Annotated in this window: 10 protein-coding genes; 4 read left to right on the forward strand and 6 right to left on the reverse strand. The window is 60.2% G+C overall.

What is annotated here, in order from left to right; translation table 11 throughout:
• The first annotated feature begins 61 nt into the window (after positions 1-61).
• The 4 genes from VGM61_RS14465 to VGM61_RS14480 all read left to right on the forward strand — a co-directional run bounded on the left by VGM61_RS14465 (position 62) and on the right by VGM61_RS14480 (position 3,804).
• Positions 62-928, forward strand: a complete 867-nt coding sequence (locus VGM61_RS14465; RefSeq protein ID WP_331523535.1) for an HlyC/CorC family transporter — start codon at positions 62-64, stop codon at positions 926-928.
• A complete protein-coding gene (locus tag VGM61_RS14470; protein WP_331523536.1) occupies positions 925-2,112 on the forward strand; it encodes a DUF4105 domain-containing protein in 1,188 nt (395 codons plus the stop codon). Before VGM61_RS14465 ends, VGM61_RS14470 begins: the two co-directional genes overlap by 4 nt.
• Positions 2,113-2,165: 53 nt before the next feature.
• Positions 2,166-3,194, forward strand: coding sequence for a magnesium and cobalt transport protein CorA (locus VGM61_RS14475; protein WP_331523585.1), 1,029 nt, complete (start codon positions 2,166-2,168; stop codon positions 3,192-3,194).
• 79 nt (positions 3,195-3,273) lie between these two features.
• Positions 3,274-3,804: a hypothetical protein gene (locus VGM61_RS14480; RefSeq protein WP_331523537.1), complete on the forward strand. Its 531-nt coding sequence runs from the start codon at positions 3,274-3,276 to the stop codon at positions 3,802-3,804.
• Positions 3,805-3,869: 65 nt separating this feature from the next.
• Here VGM61_RS14480 and VGM61_RS14485 read toward each other — a convergent pair whose 3' ends face one another.
• The 6 genes from VGM61_RS14485 to VGM61_RS14510 form a co-directional block, all read right to left on the reverse strand.
• Positions 3,870-4,391, reverse strand: a complete 522-nt coding sequence (locus VGM61_RS14485) for a hypothetical protein (protein ID WP_331523538.1) — start codon at positions 4,389-4,391, stop codon at positions 3,870-3,872.
• 631 nt (positions 4,392-5,022) lie between these two features.
• Positions 5,023-5,604, reverse strand: a complete 582-nt coding sequence (locus tag VGM61_RS14490) for a hypothetical protein (protein WP_331523539.1) — start codon at positions 5,602-5,604, stop codon at positions 5,023-5,025.
• Positions 5,605-5,678: 74 nt separating this feature from the next.
• Positions 5,679-6,143: a hypothetical protein gene (locus tag VGM61_RS14495; RefSeq protein ID WP_331523540.1), complete on the reverse strand. Its 465-nt coding sequence runs from the start codon at positions 6,141-6,143 to the stop codon at positions 5,679-5,681.
• Between the two features lie 732 nt (positions 6,144-6,875).
• Positions 6,876-7,148 (reverse strand): hypothetical protein, encoded by a 273-nt coding sequence (locus tag VGM61_RS14500; RefSeq protein ID WP_331523541.1) that lies wholly within the window; start codon positions 7,146-7,148, stop codon positions 6,876-6,878.
• Between the two features lie 809 nt (positions 7,149-7,957).
• Entirely contained in the window at positions 7,958-9,406 is a 1,449-nt protein-coding gene (locus VGM61_RS14505) for a hypothetical protein (protein WP_414694884.1), read from the reverse strand.
• Positions 9,407-9,903: 497 nt separating this feature from the next.
• Positions 9,904-18,747 (reverse strand): hemagglutinin repeat-containing protein, encoded by an 8,844-nt coding sequence (locus VGM61_RS14510; protein WP_331523542.1) that lies wholly within the window; start codon positions 18,745-18,747, stop codon positions 9,904-9,906.
• Positions 18,748-18,795: the final 48 nt, after the last annotated feature.

Raw genomic sequence — 18,795 nt, forward strand, 5'->3', positions numbered from 1 at the left:
TGTCATCAAGATCGGCTAGACTGACCCTTCCGCCCCTTGATGGGGCTCGGCTACAAGCGTGATGAACGAGGACCCTGGCAGTACCGTCGGCCCGGCCCACCGATCATGGTGGGATCGACTGGGCCACATGTTTTCCGGAGAACCGCGCAACCGCGACGAACTGATCGAGGAACTGCGCACGGCACGGGCCAACGGCCTGCTCTCCAACGACACCCTGACCATGGTCGAGGGTGCGATCAAGGTCACCGAGCTCTCCGTCGACGACGTCATGGTGCCCCGGGCCCAGATCGTCATGGTCCCCGCGGATGGCAGCCTGCATGAAGTGCTCGCCACCGTGGTTGAATCGGGCCACTCGCGCTTCCCCGTGCACGGCGAAGACAAAGACGAAATCCTCGGCATCCTTCTGGCGAAGGACCTGCTGAAGTACTTCGGCGACGGCGAAGGCTGCGATATTTCCTCGTTGCTGCGCCCCGCCGTGCTGATCCCTGAATCCATGCGCCTGAACGTGCTGCTGGCCGAGTTCCGCCGCAGCCGCAACCACATGGCGCTGGTGATCGACGAATACGGCGGCGTGGCCGGCCTCATCACCATCGAAGACGTGCTCGAACAGATCGTCGGCGAGATCGACGACGAACACGACGACGAGGAAGAGCCCCAGTTGATGCAGGCCACCGGCGACGGCGCCTTCGACGTCGGGGCGCTGACCACCATCGAAGACTTCAACGAAGAAACCGGCGCGAACTTCTCCGACGAGGAATTCGATACCGTGGGCGGGATGGTGACCTCCGAATTCGGCCACCTGCCTGAAGTGGGCGAGGAAGTGACCATCGGCGACTTCCTGTTCCACGTGACCGAAGCCGACGACCGCCGCGTGCAGCGCTTCCGCGTCACGCCGGTTGCGCGCCCAGGCGAGACGCCGACGCCTTGAAACGCCTGCTTTTCCTGCTGCTGGCCCTGGTGGCCACGCCTGCGTTCGCCGGCATTGCCGAAGCGCCGGCCGATACCCTGCAGGTGTCGCTCATCACCTATGGGCCGGGCGACATCTACTGGGAGCGCTTCGGCCACGACGCCGTGGAGCTGCGCGATCCCGCCTCGGGCGAGGCCATTGCCTTCAACTATGGCGTGTTCGACTTCGACGAGGCCGGCTTCCTGCTGAACTTCGCCCGCGGCATCATGAACTACCGCATGGACGCCGTTCCCACGTCCGAAGACGTGCAGTTCTACGTCTCGGAGGGCCGTGGCATCACGCGGCAGCAGCTGGCCTTCACGCCGGCACAGGCTGAGGACCTCCGCCGCTTCCTGTTCTGGAACATCCAGCCGCAGAACACGCGCTACAACTACAACTACTACGTGGACAACTGCGCCACGCGCGTACGCGATGCCCTGGACCGCGCGCTCGGCGGACAGCTGCGCGCCGCCCTGGCCAAACGTCCAGGCGGCATGACCTACCGCCAGCAGACCGCGCGCACGATGAGCAATCACACCTGGCTGATGCTGGGCATGGACTTGGGGCTAGGCCCCTACGCCGACCAGCCCATGGATGCGCTGAAAGAAAGCTTCCTGCCCATGGTGCTGAGCGACGAAGTGGCCCGCATGACCGTGAGCGACGGAGCCGGCGGCAGCCGGCCGTTGGTGCAGTCCACCGAGGTATTGGCCAAGGCCACCATCGAGCAACCGCCGGTGATGGCGCCGGAACTGGGCCTGCCGCTGTTTGGCGTGGGCCTGGGGCTGGCCGTGCTGCTGCTGGTAGCCGGCGCCTACCGGGAATACCTGGCTGCCCGCATCGTCTACGGCACGGTGGCGACCCTCTGGCTGCTGTTCGCCGGCGCTGCTGGCCTGGTGATGCTGGGTTTGTGGGCATTTACCCAGCACCAGTCGGCATGGGCGAACGCCAACCTGCTGATCTACCAGCCCTTGGCCTTCCTGCTACTGCCGGCCGTATGGCGGGGCTATAAGGCGTTTTCCGGGCGGATTATCTGGATTTGTGTGGCCCTGGCCGTGCTGGCCCTGGTGTTGCATGCCCTGCCCCTCTATACCCAGCGGAATTTCCCCTGGGTGGGATTGGGCCTGCCCATCTGGCTAGCGCTAGGCGCATCGCGGTTTCGAAAGTAACTACGAAAGCGTCCATGCGGTAATGATTGCCCTGTAACACGCACCTCGGCATGATGCCGGCCATGTCCTTGAACATCGCCGCCCCGGAAACTCCCGCCCCATTGAATAATTCGATGGTGGTCAACTGCGTCGCCTACCGCAAGGATGGCTCGAAAATCGGCGACATCACGCTGGACGATATCAGCGAGGTGCTGAAAACCCCGGACACCTTCGTGTGGGTGGGCCTGCACGAGCCAGACGAACACTTGCTGGACAAGCTGCAGGAGGAATTCTGCCTGCACGATCTTGCCGTGGAAGACGCCAAGTTCGCCCACCAGCGCACCAAGATCGAAACCTATGGCGACTCGCTGTTCATCGTGGTGCAGACGGCGCAATTGCTGGGTGGAAGCATCGCCTTCGGCGAAACGCAGATCTTCCTGGGCAAGCACTACCTGATCACGGTGCGCCATGGCGCCTCACTGAGTTACGCCCCCGCCCGCATGAGCTGCGAGCGCTCGCCGGAACTGCTGGCGTTGGGGCCGAGCTATGGCCTGTATGCCGTGCTCGACTTCGTGGTGGACAACTTCCTGCCCATCGTGCGCGACTTCCGGGAAGAACTGCACGACCTGGAAAACGACATCTTCGCCGACACCTTCAACCGGCAGACCATCAAGCGCCTGTACGACATGCAGCGCGAGTTGATGAGCATGCGCCTGGCCGCGGCGCCGCTACAGGATGTGATCAGCCAGTTGGTGCGCATGCATCCGCATCTGGTGCACGACGAAATGCGCGCCTACTTCCGTGATGTTTACGACCATGTGTTTCGTGTGAATGAATCCACCAACGCCATGCGCGAGATGCTTAGCGCGGCGATCACCGTGAACCTTTCGCTGGTGACGTTCGGCCAGAACGAGGTGATGAAGAAGCTTGCAGGGTGGGCGGCGATGTTGGCGGCGCCTACGCTGATTACGAGCTGGTATGGGATGAACTTTGCGCATATGCCGGAGTTGCAGCAGCCGTGGGCTTATCCGGCGATTACGGCCCTGGTGGCTTGTATTGTGGGTGGGATTTTCATTGGGTTGAAGAAGGCTAAGTGGTTTTAATCACTTTGCGTTCTGCCCGCCGAAAGAACTTGCGGCATGTGAAATGATGGTCGCTCCTTCTACATAGAGCGATCACCCGATGAAGAAATGGCTTGCCTGCTGGTTGGTAATGTTCGCCGTGGCTGTACCCGCACTCAGCATCGCGGCTGAGTTCAGTCAGAACACCCAGTACCGTGAAGAAGTGTTATCTGTCGCGCCGTATCGCATCAAATATGTTCTGACGGGGCAGACGCGGATCCAGCCAAGCGACTTCCCCGCCATGGCGCTCGATGGCCAGGCCACGTTTGTTTACGCGCTGGCGGGCAAGGATGTGTTTGTTTATTCGGACGGTTTGTATATCGGCTCGCCAAGTTTGTATCTGTGGCCCTTCCAGCCTTCCGTCAACGACGATCCCACGAATCCCATCAGTTCGATCACGGCGCCGGTGGGTACCGGATTCGCGATGATGTTTAGCCAGAAGGACGCTCAGGACTATCGTTTGAGCGGCGAATTCATTGTCGAGTTGAAGCCGGGGTTCACTTATGATCCGGATCACGTGCGGATGCAGGCGGTGTATCTGACTGCTATGGGTGCGCCTTATATCGATGTCTTTCGTCGTCAGTCTGAGTAACGGCTATGCCATCTGTCGTCCTTGGCCACCGCAAGACGCGCTGCGATGGCCAAGGACGATGCGAACTAGATTGACTCAGCCACGTGTTTGGCCATTTTCTCGATCATGGCGTCTGGGGTCGTCAGATTGCTCGTCGAGTTGGTTCGGTCGTCGAAGAAAGACACGACAGCCCCGTCTGACGTGCGCAGTACCCGAATCGAAATCCCTGCCCGCTCCGTCCGGAAGGTGAAGGGAGCCACCCGGTAGTATTCGGTCACGTCCCCATTGACCACGTAGGCAAATCCCTTGGATTTTGCGTAGGCGACGGCCTGGTCATCGATTAGTGGTTCCTTGGGACCGACGGGACGGCTAAGCGGAGCAGCCTTGAGACCCGACTTTTGGGTCAACCCTCGCGTGAACGCTCCGCCGGCGCTCATGCCAGAGCCGTCGCAGTCTTCCTGCCCCACTATCGTGCAGTCTCGAAACATCACCACGGCTACGTCTGCTCCGGATGGGAGTTTGTCGCGGACGGTAACGGGTGGAATGCTGGCGCAGGCGCATGCCAGGGCTACCGGAGCCAGTAGCGCAGCTTTATAGAATCGCTTCATGAACTATTCCTTGTCGTTCCCGAGCGCTTAGATCGGGCAGTTAGAACTCAGGCCGCGGCTGCGAAACCCACTAGCGGCCGGGGTACATCCCTAACCAAATCAGCTTAGTCCACGCACTTGACGAGAGGTTCTACTCTCGTGAGAGATGATAAGTATGGACCCGCCTCCACTTCCGAAAGCTTCATCAAAGCAGAGAAGATAACGCGACCCTGCGCAACAGCGATGTCGACCTGAGACAAGGCGAAATCGTCATTGGGCGCCACCCATTCCTCGAAGTCCCGAATAAAGGTAGCTCTCCCGGCGACCAGCCTAGTATCTCCCTTTAAGCGCGGCGTCTGTTGGAACGACATCCTCGGCCCCGTTTCGATCAGATGTACGCCGGGCACCACTTTGATGGACGCGTACTGTCCCCGCTTGATGCGAGCAACCTTTCTTCCGTCTACGTTAACAACCGTCGTGGCGCCACTTCCAAAATTAACGTCGCTGTAGGGGCGAAAGATGACCAAGGTCGCGAGCTCGTCTTCGTTGGCAGATGAACAGGCAGCATCAGACGCGGATGTGAAGAAAACAGACGCTACTACCAATGCACAAGTAGATGCGGCTCTAAAACTCGGAATTGTGTAAACCAATTTCAAGAATCCTCGGAATCGGGGCATCGCTCAGCAACAGTAAGCGTTACCTTCTTACGCTTCCACGTACCGTCTCGGCTTTCGACAATTTCTGATACCTGAGGAAGGCAAATGGTTGGAGCAACTAGACGAATATCGTAGTCCTTGCCCTCCTCTGGCAAGAACACAGCGTTGCTTACCTTGCACTGCACGTTTCTCCAGCCGTTCGACGATCCACCGCCCGCCGTAAGGAGCATCGGTTGGTTAGCCCTCACATTGAATTCCTTGTATATGCGAGTCATATCGGCCGTTTTCGGCATACCGATCTCGCGCTTCGCAGGAAAAACTCTGAACTTAAGTAGGTTGTGGCTTGGCTCATCGTAGGCACTCAGGCTACCGCGATGTGAGCCCCAGAAGCCTTGCGGCCTGACACAAGTCAAACCAGGCGTAGCGTAGACGCCGAGCTCTTCGAGAGCCATGCGAACTCGAGCTTTCGGCCCAACAAAACTGTCGTTATACGGACTTGCTTGTCTCGTCTCAGCAGACTGGCAACCTGAAAGAGCCACCAGAGCTACTGTCATTCCTATCCCTGACAGATAACGCATAAATCCTCCTTGATTATTCTAACTACCTTGTTTGGCGTGCAATCTCCGACTTCCAACGTTCTCGCGCACATCACCTAGTCAAAGCTAAAGCGAACGTTCTTAACGACTTGGCGAGCCCCCCAAGTGAAATTGCAGACCCGAGCAACTTCAACGATCAACTTGTCCCCAGGCTTGAAGGGTTGAGTCACCGGTGCGCAACCACCTTTGATCTCCACCGGATCCGACCCGCCGCGGGAAAACGGAAATTCTAGTGCGAGACCCTCCGAAAGCTTGTGAATTAAAGAAACTTTTTCCACAAAGTCGTCAGCGATCCCGAACACGGGAATCCCATTCGAACGCATAAGATAGACGTCGTGCTTGAAGTGGCCGCCCCTGAGAAGGCACATCTCAATAAGAACACCATCGATCTTTTCGGATTGACACTCCGGATCCGCGGCGGCAACCACGGGGACCACAAAAAGTGAAGCTACGATCAAGCGCATGGCAAAGTTTAGCCGCGATCGACTATCAGTCTTGCCTTCCTTTCTATCAGCGTCCACTACCCTCGCTCCTTTCATGTTTCTTCCATTCGTACAAGCACTAAAAATCGAACCATGCCCAAGCAATCGCACATCTAAAACATCTCCGTAAACGACGCCGACTAGAATCGCTCAATGCGCTTCTGCGAATAAAGTTGAGTCAAACTTTCGACCGAAGAAATCGGTGATCGCGTAGGTCAATGCGGGACTTCCACTCGGCAATCAACCCGTCACGGAGTATCAAGGCTTACAAACCAGCGCATTGGGGAAGTCGTGGCAATGTTTGCTTTCGAGTCTTTTTCTCGGGTCTGGCAGCGGCGGAACATCCCCCGCACCACATCCATTGGCAACCGCGATATCCGCGAATTTGCAAACCCCTCTCCATGATGGAGACTCTTGGTATATGAAGCCTTGCCCCTCCATGCAAGCGAGCGATGCGACAAGCGCGACAGTGGCAGAGTGTTTCGAGTAAAAGGGCGAGGAAAAACCACATTCTAGAAGATATTTGTACGTTTCTAGCTCCGAAGTTTCCGGGCGAGACCATAGCTCATAAGCGTACTTTGCAGGTGGCCAAGGCCTTAAAGTGCATCCAGTTGCCGTTGTCAGTACGAAGAAGGCGGCGAGGATTTTGGCTAACCTAAGGCGCCGATAACTTTCGTGGCACGGCGTATTATTTGGATCAATCATTACCAGACTTCCAAAGTGATCCACACCCGCCGCCGCCGCTCCCATAACAATTGTGAGCGCTATTCTTCATTCCTGAAGATTCTTCAGCGAGCTGAGCATCGCGGTGGCTGGCGACTCCAAACTCGCCAATGCACCGGGTGACGCTAGCTCAGGACTGCCTGGAAATTGCAGGGTTTGTATGCCGAGGACTGCCCCGGGTCTGGCGCCATGCGCACGGAACTTCTCGCGATCAGCTTCGTCAATCTTCGGAAAAATTGCGCATCCCATAAGCGCAAAAAGAATAGCGGAGACGACGATCATTCTCGCGGCAGGCTCGCAACTTACAGTGTTGTGGATCACCTCAACTTCCTTGTGATGTGTGTTGGACGGTTTTAAGCACGTCCATTGCGTTTCCTATCGCCACCTTACCGGTACAAGGGCATATAAACCGGTGTTTCGGCGCGCAAGAAAATGAGGCTTGATGCTAAGTCTTGAAAACCGTTGCGCTTGGGAAGTCGTACCAAATCCACGCGAATAAAACGGTGACTCGAAGCCACATTCCAACAAAGTCCTGACTTTTTCGTTTCTTTCAACCCCGACTTTTCCCAGACCTCGTAGGCATATGGTGCGGGCGGCCACGGATGAAAAGTGCAGCCAATCTGCAAGAAAGAAGTGATCACAGATGCGGCTATCGGCATATTTGTTCGAGCGATCATCATGGAGCCACCGCCGCAACTATCAACCCGAAACGTATTGTCAAGGCCTACAAACCTTTGCGAGGGGAAAGTCGAGGCAATGTTTGCTGCTTAATCGCTTGTTTGCATCCGGATCCGGGGCAACATAGCCGGGCAAGCAACCCGGGGCAGACCCAGCGTCATCGGCGGTACACACGTCCCTCCATGAGTATCGACCTTTGTACTTAAAGCCCTGTTTCTCCATGCATGATTGAGTGTCGACAAAACTTGCTGTAGTTGCCAGGCTTCGTGAATAGAATGGAGATTGATATCCACACTCCAATAGCGTCTTAAACAACGTGTCTCGACCTACTCCCGCTTTCTCCCAGAGTTCGTATGCATACGGCGCCGGAGGCCACGGACGCGCTGGACAGCCAGCGGTTGTGCCAATAACTACCAGCACAGCAATCGTGAAAAATGCGGCTCTGATATTTATCATTTGATATAGACGCCTTGCGCCTGTGACTGCTGTCCTGTCTCGCTTTTCCAAAAATTCACGCAAGAAGGACCAGCATTTCCGTAGCAGTTGTGGGCTGTGGTATCAAGCCCCAATCCGCCCCGAATATACTGCAGCAGTTTCGAGGAGCCTTCGGGAACAGATCCGCCGGTGGGCGAATTGAAACCAACCTTTCGGCCAACAACGTCGGCGATGTGATTAGCGTAGGTCAGTGCGGGACTTCCATCTGGCTGGATAAGGTTACCCCTTAGATAGATGAGCGATTGCGCAGCCGTGTCTAGGTTGTAAGCAGGCCCAATTAAATCTACAGTCGTAGATGACAAGGAACCGTATCGTGCCGAGTTGACCAGCTTCATCATGGCATTTCCTACAGTCATCGAACCGCGACTGTGGCCGTCAAGATGAAGGCCTTGCTGCCCGTAATCGGACATAATTCCGATAAGTTCGCTTGTTGCATTGGTATAGCCAAAAAAGCTGCCCTCGAGCTTGTCCATGTATCCGGCGACCAAGATTTCCGACAACTTATTGTCCGCTTTTGGAAAATGCAGGAAGTACTGAGGGCCATCGGCACTAGAGTGTTGCAGGGCATATTTCTCGGCGCCATCCACGTCATTGAATATTCCATTGTTGGCGATATGAACCTTACCGTCCGAGCTGCTTAGCAGTGCATTGCGTTCATCCAGGGTAAGGAGCCGCCTCGGTAGAGGATTGCCTTCGGCATCTCGTTCAATCACGTATAGCTGCGCTTCCTTTTCGAACATGGTTCTGTGCGCTTCGTCAGTGACGTGCGTGATGGCGACGTTCGCCAGCCCGTTGATGCCGCGCTCAATCTCGGCCTTCTCCTGGAGCTTGTCCAAATCGATGTGGGCGAGCGCGGTATTCGCGAGATCCGTTGCCGTTCGATCCAGTTCGGCGAGTGCACCGACATTTCCGTCTCGCACAATCACGGTGCCCGCCGCGATGTCGCTGCGCGTTTCGTTGCTCCTATCCTTGTCCGCCGAACCCCCGTCCAATGCATTGGCAAGTGCACCCTTGAAAGCGCCATATTTGCTTGACGCCATGGACGTATCGAAGCCGTAGCCGGAACTGTTTGACGAGGCTTCAGTTTTATTGAGCAGATGCTCGACGGTGAGCGAGCCGGTATCCAGGATGTTCTTCGAGGCATCGGCCGTGCTGGCGATCACACCGCCTTTCAGGTGCGTGTTGCCGCCCACTGTGATGTCGAACCCGCCTTGGCCGGCCTTGATACCACTGACCTCGTTCACGCCTGCATAGTTGCTCTTGACTTTGCTCTGGTCGAAGTTCGCACTGACGCTGACGCCGGCACCATAGACCACCTTGACGCCTGCCTGGACGCTCTTGCTGGCGTAGTCGTCGGTGTCCTGCTCGCTTTCCACGCGGAGGTTGCCGCCAATGGTTGCCAGCACGCGGTCGCCGGCAAGCTGCGCGCCCTTGATGGTCGTGTCGTTTCCGGATTAGCCCGAACCACAGAGCCATTTGAGCAAACGCCAACAGCGATGTTTTGCTCAACGCATTGAGCATGACGCGGTAAACATTAGTCGAATCATCATAACTCGCATCTTTACACGACCGCCCTATTTTCGTCCTGAGAGGGATGACGCAACGCAACCAAATGTCGTGGCAGCACCCGAACCGTAACCAATCGCACTAGTAGCAGCGCCCTGGATGAGGCTTGCGCCCAAGCCCTTGTCCTCGTCTGAGTCCTAGTCACGGATAAAGAACGTCGAGAGCCATGTCACTGCACCCAAAATTGCCGATCCGCGCAAGGCGAAGGTGGCAACGTGCGCGAGAGGGAACTCGGAGCCACGAAATAAAGAGGATACAAACCCTAGAGCGAACAGGAAGAGATAACCGACTAACGTTAGAATAAGCGAAGCCGCCGTGGCCTCCAGTAGACGCTTTATCACTGTGCGACACTCTCTTTCATTTTCGTGCTTGGATTTGTCGCACTCTGACTCGCGGTCGTCGTAACCATCTCTTGAGAGAGTGATGATGTCGTGTTTGAAATTATTACGGGATGAATTCGTCCAGGTATCAGGCCCCGCAGATAGTTCAATGTTACGCCACCGGTTCCGTGGCCGACCGCGCCGCCAAGACCACCTACAGCAAAGCTCTGGGCGATACTCTTATTCTCGCCATAAATGTGATTCTCAAAGCCAGTTACCGCTGCCGAGCCGTACGCGTTCACGCCGACGGTCCACCACATGCTACCGCCAGGACTTGCCATTCCAATAATGGTGCTACCGGCTACACCTGCCCACCTCACGTCTCCTCCTGAGGCGGATTGAGCCAAGGCATTTACAGCGCCCGACGTTGCTCCCATACCAATCCTGCCAGCCCAGATGTACTGCAGGACCGAAGCGCCTTTTGTAACACCCGTCGCGCCCGACGATCCGACAAGCGGGACTGCCCGCAACATAAACGGCGCGCCCCCGAGCATTGCAATCGAGGCATTGAAGTCAACGAATTTCTGTGTTTCGTTTGCAAAGTGTTCTTCTGCCGCGTCGTAGGCGGTGTATCCATTAAAGTATTGATTCAACGCAAGGTAGTTCTCTGGCGCACCCGAGGGATTCATTGCTGAAAGTATCATTTGATAGGCTTCCGAATCCTTCTGAAGCGTCCATGCACCTAGCTGTGAGTTGTCCCGTTCGTTGTCGTTAGCGTAAAGCTTGTAAGTAAGGCCGTCCGGGGTAACTGCATTGTTGTCAACGAGGAATTGTAGTGCCGACTGGCGGTTCTCGGTAGAATCCTTGTCGGCGAGATACCGATCTGCAAACCCATCGTTCGTCGCCATCATGGCGCGCAACAATTCGCCTTCGGCTTGCTCTTTGGTGATCCCGCGTTCGGCCGCGTAGGCTGCGGCCAATTCGTTTCCGACCTTATGCACTGCATCCGGATGCAACTGTTCATTGAACTTCATACCAGCGAGGCTAGTCGCCGCACCGCTTTCTCCACCCATGGAAGCGCCCACCAGAATGCTTCCGGCCTGCATCAGCGTCTTGCCCAGTTCCGAATTCGGGTCGATGTGCGCCTCGTTCCGGAGATAGTTGGCCATGGCTTGCGTCGCCAACTCACCTGCAACCGCACCTGCGGCGCCCTGAAGCGCACTTCCACCGCCAAGGGCAGCAATAGCGGCACCGGCGACTCCGTGAGCAATCGCGTTTTCTTTACTTCCCGGCTTGAAACCAAGGTCACCGACCGCTGTCATGCCCACTTGCGACGCAACCTGACCGAGCTCGATCTGCTCCCTGACCTTCGCCTCGTCGAATATGGGCTTTAATGCCTGGCTGTCCAGTGAACCATCGCGATTGAGTGCACTCAGATCGGCGGTACCGTCCCGGGTGATTATGGTGCCGTGGGCGACTGACGATTGGGTCGTACTTTTGCCGTTGTCCGTCGTTGGAACGGCGATACTTGCCGCAGCTCCGATGCCATTGCTGATTGCCATGGCCGTAACGTCGGTACTGAGATTCACGCCGACCTGAGTGGCCTTGTATTTCGCCTGGTTCTCGATACTTTCGAATGTGAGTGACCCGGTGTCCAGGATGTTCTTCGACGCATCCGCGGCGCTGGCGATCACGCCGCCCTTCAAGTGGGTCTTTCCGCCCACATAGATATCGAAACCGCCTTCCCCGGCACTGATCCCACTGACTTCGTTGACGCTTGCGTAGGTGCTGTCGATGGTGCTCTTATTGTAGTTGACGCCGCCGCCGACGCCATAGCTGCCGGTGCCGATGCCCACCATGAGCGTTCCGCCAGCCTGCTGTTGCTTGCTTTTGTAGTCGTCAGTGTCCTGTTCGCTTTCGATCCGGAGGTTGCCGCCGATGGTGGCGATGACACTATCGCCGCGAAGTTGCGCGCCTTTGATCGTGGTGTCGTTGCCCGAAATCAGACTCAGAACTCCGGTAGCGTCGATGGTGGATTCCGCGTTTGTCGTGCCGCGACCTGTCCCAGTGCCTCGACCTGCGGAGGCTTCTGCATAGATACCGATGTTGGTCCCGACCTGGAGTCCGATTCCGCCGCTTGAATTCTTGTTCTCGGTATCCTGGCGGTGATCTTCTCGCTGGCTGACCAGGTGGATGTCATTTGCGGCGGCGAGCGCGACGTTGTTGCCCACGATCTGGCTGCCTGCGATGGTCAGGTCACCGCCTGTCGCTGCGATCGTTATGTTGCCGCTGCTCCGGATCGAACTACCAATGGCTCGCTCGTCGTAGGTTGTTGCCTTACTGCTGGCGCTGTTCGCTCCAAGGCCAATGCGAAGACTTATACCGCTGGCTTGCGATGCGCCCTCGGCTCCGCCGCTCTCCGCGCCACTGGCGACCTGCCCGGGTGTACCCGCGAGAACGTCCGCCCCCGATTGACCGGGCGGGAGGTCCATGCCGGATGCAGCACCGGGGGAATACAAAGTTTGTGCAGCCTGAGCGGCGTACAAAGCCTTCAGGCGCCCATCCTTGACTTCCGTGGATCGTTTGACCGCACCATAGACACCCTGCGCGACGCTCACTGCTGCTCCGGACACACCCAAGGTCAGGCCAGCACTCTTCTGCTTCTGCGTCTGCGTCGTCTCCCGGGTCTCCAGCGCCGCTTCCACCGTCACATCCTTACCCACGATGGTGGTGCCCGTAGCGCTCAAGATGTCCGAGCCCGTGATTCGCGCGAGGTTGGCAGCGGTGAGCGTCACGCTGCCACCGGTGGAACCCACCAGGCTGCCTTCGGGCGTGGTCACCTTCTCGCGATATCCCTGCTCCTGGCTCGACTGCCCGATCAGAAGGCTTCCGCCCTGCCCCATCAGGCCGTTGCGCACCACCTTCTTCGACGAGGTCACCTCGTAGGTGCTCTCTGCGGTGCCAATGTGCAGGTTATTCCCGGCAGCCAGAAGCACGTCACCCGTGGCGCCGACCTGGGCAGCGCGGGTCGTAAGGTCGCGGCCGGCGGCCATCATCACGTTGTCACCGCTGACCAGGCTGCCGATGGCAAGGTTCTGATCCACCGTGTCGCGGGTGGTGGTGGTTTTGCTGCCGAGCAGGCCTTTCTTCTTGGACTTGGTCGTGGTCTCGACGGTATGGCGTTCGTGGCCGGCGTCGAGGGTGAGATCGCGGCCGGCGGAAAGGGTGACGTCGCCGTTGTCGCTGGTGACGGACGCGGCGGTGGCCGACAGGTCGCGACCGGCGGCCAGCAGCACGCCCTCTTTGCCCGCGAGGCTGGTGCCGCGCAAGGTCTCATCCATGGTGGTGGTGCTGACCTGCTTCTTGCCCTGCTTACCGCCGGTGGCCTCGATGGCGCGATCAGTGACGGCGTTCAAGACAATATCCCGGCCAGCGGTAGCAGTCACCGTCTGGCCAGTGACGTCAGCACCCTGCGATGTCAGGTCTCGACCGGCCGCCAGCAAAGCATGACCACCCGCCGTCACCGTGCTCACCGTGTGCGTAGTGGCTTCACTGCGGCCATTCGGCAGCATCGCGGCTTCCGTCTTACCCGTCGCCAGCAGGTTGAGGTCGCGACCCGCCACAATCTGCGCATCACCGCCGGCCTTGATCGGCGTAGCGGTGAGGTTGATGTCGCGGCCAGCGGCGAGGCCCAAGTCGCGCCCGGCGGTCACAGGCACGGCGCCCAACGTAAGGTCACGACCCGCCTGCGCAGTCAGGTCACCGCTGGCCGTAAGTGCGCCGCCAGCAGCAAAACCAAGGTCCACGCGCGCATCGTTACGGCTGGTAAGGTCACGACCAGCAACCAGGCTGACATTGCCGCCCGACACCGTACCGGTGTTCAACAGATCCTGCGCTGCGTTCAACGACAACGTACCTGCGGCCGACACTACGCCCTTGTTCAGCAGTGTTCCCGCTTTCAGGCTGGCATCCTTGCTGGCCTGCACGCGACCGGCCTGCTCCAGCGTGCCGCTGGCATTGATGTTCACCGTGCTGCCGGCGATCACCGAGCCGTCGGTGGCGACGCTGGCGGCGCGTGCGGCCGACAGATACACCACCGGCACCAGCACTTCGTGGCCGTCGACGTTCTGCTTCACCATCCAGACCAGGTCGTCGGTGAGCTGGCTCATCTGTTCGGTGGTGAGCGCCACGCCAACGCTCAACTCGAAGCGGTCAGCGGCCGCCACGCCTGAATCCATCAGGGCGCGGTATTCGGCCATGGCGTCGCCGCTGTCGGTCAGGAAGCGGCGGCCGGTGAGCGAGGCGATCTGGTCCAGCACCAGGCGCTGCTCGTAGAAGGCGTCACCCAGGCGCTTGAGGGTGCCTTCGCCGCTCCAGTTCAGGCGGCCCAGCAAGTAGTCGCTGCCGATGAAGTTGCCGTAGTTGGCGAAGCGGGGATCGGTTTCGATCAGATACGGCAGGCCGCCGTCGGGACGCTTGGTGAACAGGCCACCGGAGGGATAGGTGATCTGGCCCACGGTCTGCGCCCCGGGTGGTGGCCCGATGTGGTCTACGCCGGTGCTGCCGCCGATGGTGCCGATGCCGGTGCCATCGCCGGTGACGGGCTTGCCGCCGCCGTTGTTGCCCAGGTTCACCGGATTGATCAGGTTACCGTCGGCGTCCACGCTGCCCAGCGTGATGTCCTCGCCGCTGATGTCCACTGCCTCACCCGCGGTCATGCGCGCCTGCGCGACGGGGCCGGGCGTCAGCGTGATCCACGAGGGCAGTCCGCCGGACAGATCGATGTCGCTGTGCCAGAACTGGGTGTCATAGGTGCGGAAGCCTTCCGTGAACCACGGCGCGTCACCGCCATTGCTGCGCTGGAACAGCACGCGCAGCGCGGTCGACCGCTCGATGGTGGCCGTGGGCACCCAGCCGATATTCTCCACGCGCTCACCGCCGATCATGCGGCTTCCCTCGCCCAGCAGGCCCGGTGCCTGCCCGTTCACGACCAGGTTGCGGCCCGCGGCCAGGGTGGACTTGTCGTTGCGCAGCGAGCCGGAAATGACGATGTCGCCGCCGGCCAGGATCCGTCCTTCGGCGCTGGTGCGGTCGATCTGCGTGCGCGCGGTAATGGTGTCGGTGATGATGCGCTCGAAGGTCGACGGGGTACCGCTGCCGTTGCGATAGCCCATGCAGCGCAGGTGGTCGTCACTGGCCATGGCGGCACAGAAGGCCTCGGCCGCGGCGATTTCCTCGCGGCTTATCACCTGTGAAGGATCCACGTAAGGCGGGTGATGCAAGGGATCCGGATCGTCGTAGCGGAACCTTACTTCCGAGGTATGCACCAGCTGGTTGGCGGCACGTTCGGCCTCGGTCAGCTGCACGGTGCTGGTGTCGAAGACGCGGCGCTCGTTGGTGATCTGTGTGGCGGCTAGCACGACGTTGCCGTCCGCCTCGATGCTGCCGGATCGATTGATGATGGCACCGGCACGGGCGCCTTCTTCATTGGCGGCGATGATGAGGTCACCGGTGGTGAAGACCTGGGCATCGCGGTTGAGGAAGGTCCCGGACACGAACAATGCCAGCCGCTGCGTCGCGGCCAGCAGGCCCGTGTCGTAGCGGCCATCGGGGATGGTCGTGCCAAGGTCCGCGCCGTTGGTGAGGTTCACGGCGCGCAGGGTGACATCGCTGCCGATCACGCTGCCGGTGTTATTGATGGTCGTGGCATGGATGTCGACGACATCGCCCTCGATGCGCGAGCGATTGTCCAGATAGCCCGTCGCCAGCGTCGTGCGGAAGGCCATCAGATGGCCTTCGTTGTAAATCGAAGCCGCGCGCACGGTGAGCCCGTCGACGCTCTCCAGCAGCGCACCCGCTTGATTGCGAAAGGCGCCGCCGAGGTTGAGGGTGAGGTTGCGGTTGGCCTTCAGGACCTGCCCCGCCGCATGCACGTAGTCGCCGGGAAGGCTCAAGCTGAGGTCACGCCCGGCGATCACACGACCGATGCCTGAGAAGCCGCCCAGGGCGAGTGCCGCATCGTTCTGCGCGGTCACGGCGCCGCCGGCGTTGTCCAGCCAGGCGAGCGTGAGGGCCAGGTCCACACCGGCGCCGAGCTGGCCGCGGGTGTTGGTGAAGCCGGCGGCGGTGTTGTTCCACAGAAGGCTGCCGGCGGCGTAAAGCGTGCCGTCGGTGTTATCCAGCGCGCCGGTGATCAAGGTGACGTCGCCGTTGCCGACCAGGGTTCCGCCGGTGTTGTCGACGCGGGTGGCGCTGAGTGTCAGTGCGCCCTGGCCACCCAACGTGCCGCCCACGTTAAGCAACGCGTCGGCCACCTGGAGCGTCGTCGCGCCACCGGCCGCGTTGGCGATGCGCCCCACGCGATTGCTGACCGAGCGCGACGTGATAGCGAGGGTAGCGTCATCCTTCTCACTACCCGCCTCGATCACACCCGCGTCGTTGTCGAGCGAGCCCGCCACCAGGGTGAACCCATGAAACGCCTGCCATGCACCACGATTGACGGCGCTGCCCGTCACCACCGTATCCAACCAGGTACCAGCGTAGAGCTGGCCCTGGTTGAACAAGGTCTCGGCGCGCAGCTGCAACGCACCGTTGCCACCGATGAAGCCGGCGTTACGCAGCATGCCCGCCGAGATGGATAGCAGGCCTGCACCCGTGAGCTTGATGGCGCCTTCGCCGTTGTCCAGCGAGGAAGCATTCACCGTCAGCGCATCGCTGGCCTGTAGCGTGCCGCCATTGGTGAAGGCCTGCGAGGCAGCGACAGTCACGTTGCCGCCGATGATCGTCCCGCCGGTATTCACCAGCGTGCCAACGTCGACCATCAGGCGGCCGTTGCCGGCGATGCGGCCCTGGTGGTTGTCGATCAGCCCTGTCCGGAACATCAGCGAGTCGCTGCCCGCGTGTTCGATGGCACCACGCCGATTGAAAAGGTTGGCGGCCTCCAGGTAGAACACCGCCGCGTTACTGGCGATACGGCCGTCGTCGTTCAACAGGTCGCCCGCGAACACCAGGCGCTGCGCGTTAATGCCGGTGTGCACCAGGCTGCCGCCGCGGTTGTCCAGGCTTCCCGCCTGGATCATCACGTCGGTGCCCTGCAGTTCACCGCCCTGGTTGTCGATTGACGCGCCCTGCAGGAAAAGCGCGCCGGCCGTGGCGATATCGGCGTCCGCCGTGACCAGGCCTTCGCGTGCTCGCAATGTCACCTGCGGGCCGCGCACTTGGGTGCCGCGCAGGTTCACCGCCGCGCCATCCACGGTGACGCCTTGCGCTGCCAGCAGGCGCCCATGAGCCGCTAGGTCGCCACCATGGATGCGTAGCGCACCGACATTTCCGAGATCACCTTCCAGGCCAAGACCCGCAGCCAACACGCCGCCCGCGATGAGTTGACCCGCCTCGATATCCAGGTCGCCGCCACTGGCCAAGGTGCCTTCCTGGGCGAACAGGCCACCGACGGTCCAGCGCGCGCCGTCCCGCGCATAGGCGTTGCCCTTCACATCAGCCTGGTCAGCCGTGATGTCGAAGCGAGCGCCATTCAAGCTGGCGGTGCTGATGAAGCGACCGACCACGGCGTTGAAGTGGCCGGTGACGAGGGTGCCGCTGAGGTCCAGCGTGTTTGCCCTGGCCGACAACAGGTTGCCCGCCTGGACGTCGCCGCCGAGTACGGCCTGATCCGCCTCAATACGAAGCGTGTCCGACGCCAGCAACTGGCCGCGCTGTGCGACCGAGGCGTGCGCCAGCCAGCTCACAGTGCCAGCCTGAAAGCTGCCGTCGTTGACGATGTACGCCGCCGTGACGTTGGCGAGCCCCTTGGCGAAGGCATCGCCGGTGTTGCGGAACGTGCCCGACACTGCCGCATCGAGCGTCCCCTCGAGGGCGTACAGCTTGCCGGTGGAGGTGAAGTCACCCGTTGTATGCGCGATAAGGTTCTGCTGCGCCGCCAGCGTGCCGTCGTTGTGCAGGTTTCGCGTCGAAATGGCCAGGCTGCCACCGGCCGTCGTCTTACCGTTGAGCACCACGTCGCCCGCGGCCGTGAACTCGAACTGCCCCGCGCTGGCCATCTCGCCGTCGTTTCGCACGCCCACGCCGGCTTCGGTGGCGATCAGGCGGATGGTGTTGGCGTACATGCCGCCGAGCAGGGCCGTGTCCACGGCCAGTGAGGGCGCCGCGCCTTCGCCGGCGATCACGGTCGTGGCGAGGCTGTCGCGGCTGACCAGGTTGCTGCCGGCGACGACATTGAGTTCGGTGGCCCAGACCTTGGCGTTGGCCGTGACTTGCCGGGCGATCAAATCCAGTCGATCGGTGTAAGTGGCGTTGAGGCCCTCGCCTTCCAGGCGGATGTCCCCGCGGGTGACCCGGAACGCATCGAGATTCCCCGTGGCCCCGAACACGGGCGTGCCCGTGGTGAGCGTGCCGCGCGAGGTGTTAATGAAGCCGCAACCGTTGCAGGTGATGCCGTTGGGGTTGGCGATCACCACCTCGGCCTTGTGGCCGGCGACTTCGGTAAAGCCATTGAGGTGACTGCGTGAGGTGGAGGTGACCTCGTTCAGGATCACCCGCGCGCCGTTGCCGGTGATGTTGGGGTTGCCGGCGATGTAACCCGCCTGTTGGGTAAGGCTGACCTTACCCGCGTTGTTGAGGATCAGGCCCTGGCGATCAACGTTGAAATGTTCGTATGTGTTGTGCGAGACACCCGCGCCCGACGGAGCCTTGATATTGACGACAGGCGCGCCGTTGGGGGCGTGGTCCACGCCGGGGCCATGCGGCGTGGGAGTGACCTGCGCGTATGCCGGGGCCAGGGCTTGCGCAATGGCCAGCGCCAGCACCGCCAGGGTGGGGCGGAAACGACGTACGTCCTTGTTCATGGTCATCCCTGCTTGGCCCGCCACAGCGGACTGTTGATGTAAACAGCC

The sequence above is a fragment of the Pinirhizobacter sp. genome (genome assembly GCF_036499745.1).
Lineage (GTDB): Bacteria > Pseudomonadota > Gammaproteobacteria > Xanthomonadales > Rhodanobacteraceae > Pinirhizobacter.

Coding starts and splice junctions, on each gene's coding strand:
- VGM61_RS14465 (WP_331523535.1), top strand. CDS start 62: ATGAACGAGGACCCTGGCAGTACCGTCGGCCCGGCCCACCGATCATGG.
- VGM61_RS14475 (WP_331523585.1), top strand. CDS start 2,166: ATGCCGGCCATGTCCTTGAACATCGCCGCCCCGGAAACTCCCGCCCCA.
- VGM61_RS14480 (WP_331523537.1), top strand. CDS start 3,274: ATGAAGAAATGGCTTGCCTGCTGGTTGGTAATGTTCGCCGTGGCTGTA.
- VGM61_RS14485 (WP_331523538.1), bottom strand. CDS start 4,391: ATGAAGCGATTCTATAAAGCTGCGCTACTGGCTCCGGTAGCCCTGGCA.
- VGM61_RS14490 (WP_331523539.1), bottom strand. CDS start 5,604: ATGCGTTATCTGTCAGGGATAGGAATGACAGTAGCTCTGGTGGCTCTT.
- VGM61_RS14510 (WP_331523542.1), bottom strand. CDS start 18,747: ATGAACAAGGACGTACGTCGTTTCCGCCCCACCCTGGCGGTGCTGGCG.